Raw genomic sequence first — 11,596 nt, 5'->3', positions numbered from 1 at the left:
CGGGCCCGGTTCAGGTAGGGACCCGGCTAATGTCCCGGCGATCTGCTTGTGGGGACCCCACAAAATCTTGCCCCCGATGGGGAATTAGCGTCAGTTCGGAGGAATATCCGCAGCCATCAGACGCAAAGGACCCATCAATGACGATTCAGGCAAACGCGAGCGAAGCCACAGGCGACGCTACCTTCCCGAAGACCTTCCCCATCCTGGAAACCGCCCGCCGGCAGGTCCTCGAGGACGGCATCGGGCTCAGCCAGGCGCAGCTCGAGGAAGTGCTCCGCGTCCCGGACGAGGCCCTTCCCGCGGCCCTGCAGCTTGCCCACGAGGTCCGGCTCAGGCACTGCGGCGAGGATGTCGAAGTGGAGGGCATCATCTCCATCAAGACCGGCGGCTGCCCGGAGGACTGCCACTTCTGCAGCCAGTCCGGCCTCTTTGACAGCCCGGTAAGAGGCGTGTGGCTCGACATCCCCGAGCTGGTCAAGGCCGCAAAGGAAACCGCTGCCACCGGTGCCACCGAGTTCTGCATCGTCGCCGCCGTCCGCGGCCCCGACATCAAGCTGATGAACCAGATCAAGTTCGCGATCGACCGCATCAACGAGGAAGTGGACATCAACATCGCCTGTTCGCTCGGGATGCTCACCCAGCGCCAGGTGGACCAGCTGGCCGAGTGGGGCGTGCACCGCTACAACCACAACCTGGAAACGGCCCGCAGCTACTTTCCCGAAGTGGTTACCACGCACAGCTACGAGGAGCGCCTCGACACCTGCAACATGGTCAAGGCAGCCGGGATGGAACTGTGCTGCGGCGCCCTGATCGGCATGGGCGAAACCCTGGAGCAGCGTGCCGAACTCGCCGCCCAGCTCGCAGCCCTCGAGCCGCACGAGGTCCCGCTGAACTTCCTCAACCCCCGTCCCGGCACCCCGCTCGAGAACCAGGGCATCATGGACGGCAGGGACGCCCTCCGCGCCATTGCCGCGTTCCGCCTGGCCATGCCCCGCACCGTGCTGCGCTACGCCGGCGGCCGGGAACTGACCCTGGGCGACCTCGGCACCCGCGACGGCCTCATGGGTGGCATCAATGCCGTCATCGTCGGCAACTACCTCACTACCCTGGGCCGCCCCGCCAACGCCGACCTTAATCTGCTGGTCGAACTGAACATGCCGATCAAGGAACTCCAGAAGACGCTATGATCCCCAACCGCTCCCTAACCTCGCAAGTCCCCACCGGCTCCCAGCCTTCGCAAGCTCAGGCCGGGGCCCTCGCCGGTGTGGGCCCTCGGCCAGGGAACCCGGCGGTCGTGGCCCCAGTTCCGACCGGAAACGCCGGGGCCTCGGCAAGCTCAACCAGCGGTACCTTCTGCGGGCACTGCGGTGGGCAGTACGACGGCGGCGACGGGCCGCCGTCGTACGCTCACCGGACGTGCGGGGAACGCCTGGCCATGGAACCGCCGCGCTACTGCACCGCCTGCAGGCGCCGGATGAAGGTCCAGGTCACGCCGCTGGGCTGGTCCGCGGAATGTTCCCGCCACGGGGTGCTGGTCCCGTGACGCCGGCTTCGCAGCAGACCGACCTGATCCAGCGGGACCGCGCCCGGCTGTGGCACCCTTATGCGCCGGCCGCAGCGGACCTGCCGCTGTGGGAAGTGGAGGCTGCCGGCGGCGTAAGGCTGCGGCTCCGCGGCGAAGATGGAACCCGCCACGAGGTGATCGATGCGATGTGCTCGTGGTGGTCGGTGATCCATGGCTACCGCCATCCGGCCCTGGATGCCGCTGCCAGCGGGCAACTGGCGAAGTTCAGCCACGTCATGTTCGGCGGTCTCACGCACGCCCCGGCCGTGGAACTGGCCGAGCGCCTGGTGGACATGGCCCCTGCCGCGCCCGGCCGGCCGGGGCTGGAGCGGGTGTTCCTCGCGGACTCCGGCTCGGTCGCCGTCGAGGTTGCGCTGAAGCTGGCGGTGCAGTTCCAGACCGCGGCCGGGCGTCCGCGGAGGCAGCGGTTCCTGAGCCTGCGCGGCGGCTACCACGGCGACACCTTCGCGGCCATGGGTGTCTGCGATCCGGTGGACGGCATGCACTCGGCCTTCCCCGGGCTGCTGGCCGGCAACGTATTTGCACCCCGTCCGCCGGCGGCTTCGGCCACGCCGGAAACCGTCCAGGCGTGGGCTTCGGGCGTGGCGGAGCTCGCGGCCGCACACTCCGGAGAACTTGCGGCGATCATTGTCGAACCGGTGCTCCAGGGCGCCGGTGGCATGCACGCCTATCCCGCCGAATGCCTGGCAGCGCTGCGCCAGGTGGCGGACCGGCACGGGCTGCTGCTCATTTTCGACGAAATCGCCACCGGCTTTGGCCGCACCGGTGAGCTGTTCGCGGCCGATCATGCCGGCGTCGTGCCTGACATCATGTGCGTGGGCAAGGCCCTGACTGGCGGGTACCTGACTCTCGCCGCCATGCTCTGCACCGCCGAGGTGGCCGCGGCTGTTTCCGGCGGCCAGGCAGGTGCGCTGCTGCACGGCCCGACGTTCATGGGCAACCCGCTGGCCTGTGCCGTGGCCAACGCCAGCCTCGGCATCATCGAAACCGGGACCTGGCGGATCGACGTCGGCCGGATCGGCAACAGCCTGGCGTCCGGGCTCGCCCCCGCGATGGAACTAGGGGCCGTCCGCGACGTCCGGACCATCGGCGCCGTCGGGGTCATTGAGCTGCACGACGCCGTCGACGTCACCGCCGTGACTGCCGCAGCCATCCGCCATGGCGTCTGGGTCCGGCCGTTCCGGAACCTCGTTTACACCATGCCGCCGTACATCAGCACGGCGGCGGACATCGCACAGATCACGGAAGGGATGACCGCGGCCGTCGCCGAGGTCCACGAAGCCCGGCTCCGAGAAGCCGGGGGCCGAGAAGCCGGCGGTCCTGAACTCCGGGGCCAACGCGTCCCGGTCCGAGCGGGTAGCGCGTCATGAGCGGCTCGATGACCCAGTGGCTCGAGCGGCAGGCAGCGGTCCGGGAACGCCGGGGCCAGGTCCGCCGCCCGCTCCCCCGCACCGCGCATGAACGGTTCATCGACCTGGCCAGCAACGACTATCTGGGCCTCGCGACGGACCCGCGGGTCGCCGGGGCAGCAGCAGAGGCCGCATCGCGGTGGGGTGCGGGCGCCACCTCATCGCGCCTGGTTGCCGGCACCACCCAGCTGCATCTGGACCTCGAGCAGGAACTGGCCACGCTGGCCGGGATGGAAGCTGCGCTGGTCTTCTCCTCCGGCTACCTGGCCAACATCGGAGTGATCACGGCGCTGGGTGGTCCCGGGACCCTGATCATTGCGGACGAGCACTGCCACGCCTCGATGATCGACGGCTTCCGGCTCAGCCGGTCCCGCACCGAATCGTTCGCCCACAACAGCGTCGGCGAAGCCGGCCGCCTGCTGGCAGACCGCAGGGAGCCGCGGGCGGTTATCGCCGTCGAATCCGTCTACAGCGTCCTCGGCGATGCGGCGCCGCTCGCCGACCTGCTGGCCGTGGCTGAACAGCGCGATGCCGTGCTGCTCATCGACGAAGCCCACAGCCTCGGCGTCACCGGCAGCGGCAGTTTTGCCGGGCGCGGCGCCGTGGCGGGGACCGCCCTCGCCGGCCACCTCAACGTGATCGTGACGGCCACGCTGTCCAAGGCGCTGGGCAGCCAGGGCGGAGCCGTCCTGGGATCCGCCCTGCTGCGGGAACACCTCCTCAACCGGGCCCGCAGCTTCATTTTCGACACCGGGCTGGCGCCGGCGTCCGCCGCCGCGGCTCTCGCCGCCGCCCGGATCATCAGGGGCGAACCGTGGCGTGCGCACTCCGTCCACAGCAACGCGGCCGCACTGGCCGCCGGGCTGGCCCCAGCCCTTGCCGGACGGGGCGCTGTTGGCCAAAACGGCACGGCCCCCGACCGGACAGCAGGGGCCGTCCAGTCCATCCCCATGCCGTCCGCGGAAACAGTCTTGGCCGCCGCCGAATCCGCGCGCCGTGCCGGCGTCCGGGTCGGCTGCTTCCGCCCGCCGTCCGTTCCGGACGGGATCCCGCGGCTGCGGCTCACCGCCCGCGCCACGCTTACGCCCGAGGAAATCGAAGCCAGCTGCGCAGTGCTGCGCGGCATTTTGGAGGAACTTCCATGAACCTGTCCCCCGTCATCCTAGTCACCGGCACGGACACCGTCGTCGGCAAAACCATCACGACGGCGGCCCTCGCCGCCGTCCTGTCCGGAACGGGACGCAGCGTGGCGGTGTACAAGCCGTGCCAGTCGGGTGCCGCCGACGGCGATTCCGATGCCGCCGAAATCGTCCGGCTGGCCGGCGCCGTGACTGCTGAGGCCGGAGTCGTCCTGCAGGAACCCATGGCGCCCGTCGCAGCTGCGGCCATCGATGGGACGCCGCTGCCCTCGCTGGCCGCGCACGCAGAGCGGATCCGCGAGCTCGCCGGCGCCCACGACCACGTCCTGGTGGAGGGCGCCGGCGGCCTCCTCGTGGAGCTGGACTCGGTCGGCGGCACCCTGGCGGACCTCGGCTCCCTCCTGGCGGCGGCATTTGTGGTCGTCGCCCGGCCGGGACTTGGCACGCTGAACCACACCGCCCTGACGCTCGAGGCGCTGTCCGCCCGCGGGCTCGACGTCCTCGGCGTGGTCCTCGGAAGCTGGCCGGCCAGCCCCGACGCCGTACACCACAGCAACCGGCAGGTTCTCGGGACGCTGCCGGTGCCGCTCCTGGGCGCCCTTCCTGGCCGGGCGTCCGAACTGTCCCCGGCTGACTTCCGTGCCGGCGCAGCCGCCTGGCTGAACGGCGCAGCCGCCTGGCTGAACGGGGTGTCCGCATGATGCCGGTGGCGGTCCTCGCCGGCACCGCGGCAACACTGGCACCGGCGGAAGCCCCCGACGGATCCAGGTGCCCCTATCATGTGGTCCGGGACCCGGAATCGGTGCGGGAGGTCCTGCACCGGCCTGCCGATTTCAGCCCTGCCAATGCCTTGGTGGCCGTAACCCCGCTGGAGGGACCTGCCCTGCGCGTGCTGCAGCGCGCGGGTTTCGCGCTGCCTCCGGTCCTGGCCAGCAACGACACCGGCACGCATAGCGGCATCCGCAAGGTGGTGGCGGGTTTTTTCACACCCGCCACCGTCGCCGCCCTGGAGCCTCGCATCCGGGAACTGGCCAGGGAAGCGGCGGCGAATACCGCCGACCGGCTCAAGCGGTCCGGCCACGCGGACCTCGTGCAGACGGTGGCGGCTTTTCCCCCGGCAGTCATCATGTTCGAGCTCCTCGGGCTCCCCGTGCGGGACCTTGCCGAGCTCAAACGCTGGGGCCTCGACTCCATGGAGCTGTTCTGGGGCTGGCCGGACGGGGACCGGCAGCTTGAGCTGGCCCGCAGCGCCGCCGAGTTCTATGGCTGGCTGCGCCGGCTTGTTGCCGCATCCGTGGCGGCCCCGGGACGCAACCTGTTCAAGTCGCTGGCCGAACATGGCCTGACCAGGACCGAGATGTGCTCGCTCGGCTATTTCCTGCTGATCGCCGGCCAGGAAACCACCACCCAGCTGATCAGCACCACACTGTTCCGGCTGCTGGAGGGGTCCGCGCCCGTGGACTGGGCGGAAGCGGCCTCGGAAGCCGGCTCCCGGTCCAGTGTCCGGCATGTGCTCGCCACCGAATCGTCCGTTCCCACCTGGCGCCGCGTGGCAGCCCACAGCACAGACCTCGGCGGCGACCGGATCCCGGCCGGGACAGAGCTACTCCTTGAGCTGTCGGGCAACCTGATCACGGCAGGCGCCGGACCCGGGAGCCGGTCCCCGCAGGCCCAGGCGGGCAGCCGATCCTCAACCGGCCTGGTCTTTGGTTCGGGCATCCACCGCTGCCTCGGGGCCAAGCTCGCCGAACTGGAGGCGGCCGTCATCGTCCAGGAAGCCGCGGCGGCGCTGCCCGGGATCCAACTGCGGGACCATGAGCCGGACTGGATCCGGTTCCTGTCCTTCCAGGCACCCCGGACCGCCACTGTAACGAACGGGCCAAGCTGACCGGGGGCGAAAATGGGCGTGGGCTAGAAGGACGAAACCGTGAAGCCCAGGCCCAGCAGGCCCCGGCCCGCCTGCTCAAGGATCGGATCCAGGCTCAGCGTCGGGTGGTTGAGCAGGACATTCACGTCGCGCTGGATCCGCTGCAGGGGATGCGACAGCCGGTGGGCACTCCCGCCGGAGCCCGCGACAATGAGCCGGACCGCTTCCTCTGCTGCCTCACCGCTGAGGGCAAGTGAGAGCCGGTGGCTGGCGCGTTCCTCTTCCGTCAGTACTGATGGCCGGCGCCGATGGGGTTCAGCCACCGCCCTGACCGCTTCCTGCCAGTGCAGGCGCGGTGGCCACCAGTCCGTAGGCTTTCGAGTAGCGGGCCTGGGCCAGCGGTGAATCCGCCTGGCGGTTGTCAGCCGTGTTCTTCACCTTGCGCACCAGCATCTGTTCGCGGAAGACGCCGACAGCGTACTCGGCGGCTCCCAGCGCGGCGGCGGGTGCCACCAGGTTCAGCAGCGTTGCCATGGGCGTGTGGATCAGCGGGTCCTCGTGGATCAGGCTGCCGGGGTTGTCTTCGGCGCTCAGGAGCGTCCAATCCATGGCCCGGTGTTCGGGGACGAACAGGTCCTCCGCGCGCAGATCGTTGCTGCCGGTCCCCCTCAGGCCGTCCGTGTGCCACACATCCAGCAGCTCCAGCTCGGCCACCGGAACGAGGCACTGCAGGCGGACGCCGTCGGACTGCACCGCCAGCAGGGCCCACTCCGAATGCATGATCCCGGAGGCGAAGCTCCAGCGGCCCGAGATCGAGAATCCTCCCGGGACCTTCCTGGCCGCACCCACGGGGGCACTCGTGGCGGCAGCCAGCGGCGCGGGCCCGTTGGCGAAGACTTCGTCCTGGACGCGCCGGGGCCAGCGGGCCAGCATCCAGACGTGCTCGATCAGGTGCCCGGCTGTCCATGCCGTGGATGCGCAGCCCCGGGCAAGCCGCCGGATGACCTCAGCATAGGTTTCCACGCCCATGCCGAAGCCGCCCACACTCTTCGGAGCGAGGATCCTGAAGACGCCGGCCCCCTGCAGTTCCTGCATGGTGGAGTCCGGGAGGCGGCGCAGCTGCTCCGTTTCCTCCGCCCGCTCCCGCAAACGGGGAACCAGATCGTCAACACGGCGGAGCATCTCGTCGTGGCTGGGAACGGTGCCTGCCGGCACCGGCGGTACGGGCCCGACGTCGGCCCTCGAAAGTTCCAGCGTATGTGCGGTGCGGTCCCGCTTCGCCGCCAGATAGCCGTGATTGGCCGGCGAGAGGTACACGCCGGTGGGAACCTGTTCGGTGACGCTGATGCCCAGGGCTGTCAGTTGCGCGGCCTTGTCCGGGTTGTTGCTGAGCAGCCGGATGCTCGTGGCGCCGAGGGCGTCCAGCATCTGGGCGGCGGCAGTGTAGTCGCGCTCGTCCTCGCCGTGGCCCAGCGCCAGGTTGGCGTCGTAGGTGTCGAGCCCTGTGTCCTGCAGGGCATAGGCGTCGAGCTTGGAATACAGGCCGATGCCGCGGCCCTCCTGGCGGAGGTAAAGCAGGAATCCGCCTGCCGCCGCGATCTCCTCGACAGCCTCGCGCAGCTGCGGACCGCAGTCACAGCGCTGGCTGCCGAACACGTCGCCGGTCATGCATTCACTGTGCAGCCGGACCAGCGGCACGTCATGTGCGAGGAGCTGCTGTTCCCACGGTCCCAGGGCAAGCAGCAGGTGCTCCTTGCCGTCCGCAAGGCCGCGGAACGTCAGCACCTCAGCCGTGGTGCTATATCCATCCGGAAAACGCAGCGGCACGGTTACCTGGCTGCGCACCGTCACCTGGCTGTGCGCGGTGGCGGACAGGGCCGACGCCGGCGGAGCGGTTTCAACACATGCGGTCATCTGGGCCTCGACCTTCCGGCGAATTTACTTGAATCTTAGACTAACGGTAGCAGGATTTAGTTAAAGCTTCAAGTAAATTATCCTGCCGCCCTCCCGGGCGCTGTTACGGCAGCCGTCCCCGAAGGCACCGGACGAAATCATCCACGGCGGGAGCACTGCCGCCAGCCCGCGCAACGTGGAGTTCCGTCTGCGGCCTGCCGACGAAGCGGCGCGTTGTGACTCCCGGCATCTGAAACCGCTGCACCGATTCGGGCAGGACGGAAATCCCCAGACCCGCGGCGACCAGACCGAGGACGGTTTCCTGATGGATGGCCTGCTGGGCCACGATCGGCGGGGTTGGCAAGGAGTCGAAGAGCCTGAGGACCCTCGCCACGAAGCCCGGCATCAGGCGGTACGGGAAGAGGATCATGGGTTCGCCTTCGAGCTCCCGGGGATGGATTTCCTGCACTGCCGCCAGCTGGTGCGCCTCGGGGAGGACCACCACCAGGTCTTCAGTGCTCAGCAGTTCGAGGTTCAGCCCCGGCACATCGCCGGGGTCCCTGATGAGCCCCAGATCCAGGTTTCCGTCCAGCAACTGTTCAATCTGTTCCCCGCTGGTGAGCGGATGCAGCACAAGGTCAATGCGGGGGCGCTGCTGGCGGAAGGCCCGGATGGCCTCGGGGACGGTGGTGTAGCTGGCCGAACTCACGAATCCCACCCTGATCTTGCCGCTCCTGCCGGCAGCGATGTCGGCAACATCACCGGCGGCGTCGTCCAGTTCCGCAACGGCAGCCTGGATCCGTTCCCGGAACGCCTGGCCGGCCGCCGTCAGCGTCACCCGGCGGGTGGTGCGGTCGAAGAGCTGGACACCAAGTTCCCGCTCGAGCCTCCTGACCGCGACGGTTAGCGGTGGCTGGGTGATGTGCAGCCGTTCCGCGGCGCGGCCGAAGTGCAGTTCGTCGGCGACGACGAGGAAGTACCGGAGCTGCCGGAGTTCCATGGCGATTCTTTCGATGGACGCTAATAATTACTAGTCAAATGATATTGGACCGGCCGGCTTTCCGGGTGAGTTACTGGATGTGGACAGGGGCGCCGCCCCGCCGCCTGTCCCTCACCGAAGGAGCCATCCATGGAATCGACCGAATACGCCGTCGTCGGTGCCGGGCTGTCCGGAGCTGCCGCTGCCTGGCAGCTCGCCGCCCGCGGGCACGATGTTGCCCTGCTCGAACGTTCAACCCCCGCCAACGACGCCGGCAGCTCCCATGGCTCTGCCCGGATCTTCCGCTACGCCTACCCGGAGGAGTTCTACACCGGCCTGGTCCAGGAGGCGAAGACCGGGTGGGACGAACTGGCCCGCCTCAGCGGCAAGCAGCTCATCACGCCCACCGGCGCCGTGGACTACGGCTCGATCCGCCAACCCGAACGCCTCGCGGCCGTGCTGGCGGCACGCGGCATCGACCACGAGCTGCTCACCCCCGACGAAGCCCGACGCCGGTGGCCGCAGATCGCCTTTGACACCCAGGTACTGTGGCACCCGGACGCCGGCGTGATCGACGCCCACGAATCCGTCGCCGCCATGGTTGACCAGGCCGGAACCCACGGCGCGGAACTCCACAACAACTGGGCCGTCGCCTCGATCACCGCCTCAAACGGCGGCTACCTGCTGACCTCCGGGGACGGCCGGACCTTGCGCGCCGCAAACGTCATCGTCGCCGCCGGCGGCTGGCTCCCCCAGCTGCTGGGATCGCTCCCGCTGCCCCCGTCCTTCCTCACCGGCATGCCCCGGATCGAGGTACGCCAGGAACAGGCCTACCACTTCCCCTACGCCGACGGCACGGACCACAAAGCAGCGCCCGGGCCGACGTTCATCCACAAACGCGAGGACTGGCAGGCCTACGGCTTGCCGGGCGGACGCGACGCCGGTTTCCGCGGACAGAAGGTCGCCCAATATAACGGCGGCAAGGTCCTGCCGTCCGCAGCGGAACAGGACGGAAAGATCAACCCGGACAACCGCCGTCGGGTCATTGAATACGTCGCAGAGTACCTGCCCGGCCTGGCTCCGGAACCGTACGCCGAAACCACCTGCCTGTTCACCAACACCCCCACCGAGGACTTCATCCTGGACCGGGCCGACGGGATCACCATCCTCTCCCCCTGCTCCGGCCACGGCGCCAAATTCGCCCCACTGATCGGCCAGCTCGCCGCAGACCTGGCCTCCGGCGCGGGACCCGCCCCTGACCGGTTCCGGCTCGCCGCCCTGGCGCAAACACATTAGGCAGACGCTAGGGCAGTCACACCAGGGCAGCCCGGCCTATGCCTGGCGGCTGCTGTCCCTGATGACAAGCTCGGGAGTGAACACGATCTGCTGGTGCACATGACCGGCGGGGTTTTCGATCTCATCGAACAGGAGTTGCGCCGCCCGCTCCCCGATCAGCTGCCGGGGTTGCCGCACTGAGGACAGCGGGATGCTTGACTGCGAGGCGAAGTCAATATCGTCAAAGCCGATGATGGAGATCTCCTCGGGCACCCGTATTCCCGTGGCCGTGAAGGACTGCAGGAGGCCCAGGGCGAGCTGGTCATTGGCCGCGAAAACGGCGTCGGGGCGCTTCGACTGACGAAGGTCACCAATGAGGTCGCCGATCTGACGTCCGCGGTCGAACTTCAGGTTGGGAGTTTCAAACACCTGCAGCGTCAGGCCCGCGGCTGACACGGCGGCGAGTGCACCGGCGTACCGGTCCGAAACCTGCTGGAGCGTGAAAGGGCCACCGACGAACGCCGGCCGCCGGGCTCCGCTCGCTATGAGGTGCTCTGCCGCAGCCCGGCCACCGGCCACATCGTCAACCGACACCGAGCAGAATTCCTTGGACCCCGCCAGCCGGTCCACCAAAACAGACGGGATGCCGCGCGAGTGCATCGCCTCCAGCCGCTGGAGGACGTCAGTGAATGGCGTGATCAGGATGCCCTGGACCCGCTGTTCCTCGAACAGGTCCAGGTAGGCCTGTTCCCGCCCTGCATCCTCACTGCTGTTGGCCAGGATGAATGAGTGCCGATGGCTCTCGGCAACGTCCTCGGCGCCCAGTGCCACATCGGTGAAGAACGGGTTGCGCACGTCCAGAACCAGCATCCCCACACTGCGGCTGGACCCTGAGCGGAGCGACCTTGCCGACTCGTTGCGGACGAAGCCCAGCTGGGCGATTGCAGCCTGCACCCGCTTTCGCTTCTCCGGCGTTACCTGCTCGGGCCGGTTCAGCACATTCGAAACCGTCCCGACAGAGACCTGCGCCAGCGCAGCAACGTCTTTGACGCTGGGTCCGGTCGTCATCGGGGGCCTTCCTATGAATCGAATCAAGTGTGGGGACCATACTACGCATGGGCAGCCGCCCGCCCTCCACTGCGGACAAAAGACCGCTTTAAGGGAGCCCATCCCCTGGACTACCTGTTGCCTCACGTCAATAGGTCCGGGAAGACTGCTTCGTTGCCTCACTAGAAAAGGTCCGCTTCGGGTGCGGGTTGAACCAGGTGTTGATCTTGTAGTCGCGGGGAGCAGCTTTCGCTTGGGCAAGAGCTTCAAGCTGTCCGGTCAGCGCCAGGATCTGCCGGGACATTGCCGCTGGCTTGAGTCGTTTGAACTGCGCGTCCATGGTGATGACGGGCCGCTTGCGGACACTCGGATGCCCGGCGGCGCGTTGATGCGGGGTCAGGG

At 68.5% G+C, this 11,596-nt stretch carries 11 protein-coding genes and 1 pseudogene; 7 read left to right on the top strand and 5 right to left on the bottom strand.

Annotated elements, in window-relative coordinates:
- Positions 1-137: 137 nt before the first annotated feature.
- From bioB to ARGLB_RS05445, 6 genes are all read left to right on the top strand, one after another.
- Entirely contained in the window at positions 138-1,187 is a 1,050-nt protein-coding gene (gene bioB / locus ARGLB_RS05470) for a biotin synthase BioB (RefSeq protein ID WP_003799834.1), read from the top strand.
- A 107-nt stretch (positions 1,188-1,294) separates the two neighbouring features.
- Complete coding sequence (gene bsaP, locus ARGLB_RS05465; protein ID WP_043418099.1) at positions 1,295-1,543, top strand: biotin synthase auxiliary protein BsaP; 249 nt, start codon at positions 1,295-1,297, stop codon at positions 1,541-1,543.
- Complete coding sequence (locus tag ARGLB_RS05460) at positions 1,513-2,955, top strand: adenosylmethionine--8-amino-7-oxononanoate transaminase (RefSeq protein WP_050934286.1); 1,443 nt, start codon at positions 1,513-1,515, stop codon at positions 2,953-2,955. Before bsaP ends, ARGLB_RS05460 begins: the two co-directional genes overlap by 31 nt.
- Positions 2,956-2,963: 8 nt before the next feature.
- Complete coding sequence (locus ARGLB_RS05455) at positions 2,964-4,139, top strand: 8-amino-7-oxononanoate synthase (RefSeq protein ID WP_003799829.1); 1,176 nt, start codon at positions 2,964-2,966, stop codon at positions 4,137-4,139.
- A complete protein-coding gene (gene bioD / locus ARGLB_RS05450) occupies positions 4,136-4,834 on the top strand; it encodes a dethiobiotin synthase (RefSeq protein WP_003799827.1) in 699 nt (232 codons plus the stop codon). The genes ARGLB_RS05455 and bioD overlap by 4 nt, the downstream gene beginning before the upstream one ends.
- Positions 4,831-6,021: a cytochrome P450 family protein gene (locus ARGLB_RS05445; protein WP_003799825.1), complete on the top strand. Its 1,191-nt coding sequence runs from the start codon at positions 4,831-4,833 to the stop codon at positions 6,019-6,021. Before bioD ends, ARGLB_RS05445 begins: the two co-directional genes overlap by 4 nt.
- Before the next feature lie 23 nt (positions 6,022-6,044).
- Here ARGLB_RS05445 and ARGLB_RS23965 read toward each other — a convergent pair whose 3' ends face one another.
- The 3 genes from ARGLB_RS23965 to ARGLB_RS05430 all read right to left on the bottom strand — a co-directional run bounded on the left by ARGLB_RS23965 (position 6,045) and on the right by ARGLB_RS05430 (position 8,893).
- Positions 6,045-6,323, bottom strand: a complete 279-nt coding sequence (locus tag ARGLB_RS23965) for an acyl-CoA dehydrogenase family protein (protein WP_003799823.1) — start codon at positions 6,321-6,323, stop codon at positions 6,045-6,047.
- Entirely contained in the window at positions 6,316-7,914 is a 1,599-nt protein-coding gene (gene ribA / locus ARGLB_RS22350) for a GTP cyclohydrolase II RibA (RefSeq protein WP_003799820.1), read from the bottom strand. Before ribA ends, ARGLB_RS23965 begins: the two co-directional genes overlap by 8 nt.
- Before the next feature lie 103 nt (positions 7,915-8,017).
- Complete coding sequence (locus tag ARGLB_RS05430; protein WP_003799818.1) at positions 8,018-8,893, bottom strand: LysR substrate-binding domain-containing protein; 876 nt, start codon at positions 8,891-8,893, stop codon at positions 8,018-8,020.
- Between the two features lie 129 nt (positions 8,894-9,022).
- Here ARGLB_RS05430 and ARGLB_RS05425 point away from each other — a divergent pair, with 129 nt between their 5' ends.
- The gene (locus ARGLB_RS05425) at positions 9,023-10,168 is read left to right on the top strand and encodes an FAD-dependent oxidoreductase (protein ID WP_003799816.1); all 1,146 of its coding nucleotides are present in this window, start codon (positions 9,023-9,025) and stop codon (positions 10,166-10,168) included.
- Positions 10,169-10,204: 36 nt separating this feature from the next.
- On the opposite strand, the gene ARGLB_RS05420 is transcribed toward ARGLB_RS05425, so the two are convergent.
- The gene (locus tag ARGLB_RS05420) at positions 10,205-11,215 is read right to left on the bottom strand and encodes a LacI family DNA-binding transcriptional regulator (protein WP_003799814.1); all 1,011 of its coding nucleotides are present in this window, start codon (positions 11,213-11,215) and stop codon (positions 10,205-10,207) included.
- Between the two features lie 127 nt (positions 11,216-11,342).
- Positions 11,343-11,596: pseudogene (locus ARGLB_RS05415) on the bottom strand (integrase); the annotation flags it as partial.

The organism is Arthrobacter globiformis NBRC 12137 (genome assembly GCF_000238915.1).
Taxonomy (GTDB): Bacteria; Actinomycetota; Actinomycetes; order Actinomycetales; family Micrococcaceae; genus Arthrobacter; species Arthrobacter globiformis.
The sequence above is the reverse complement of the archived record's forward strand: the minus strand, read 5'-3'. Positions and strand labels throughout refer to the sequence as shown.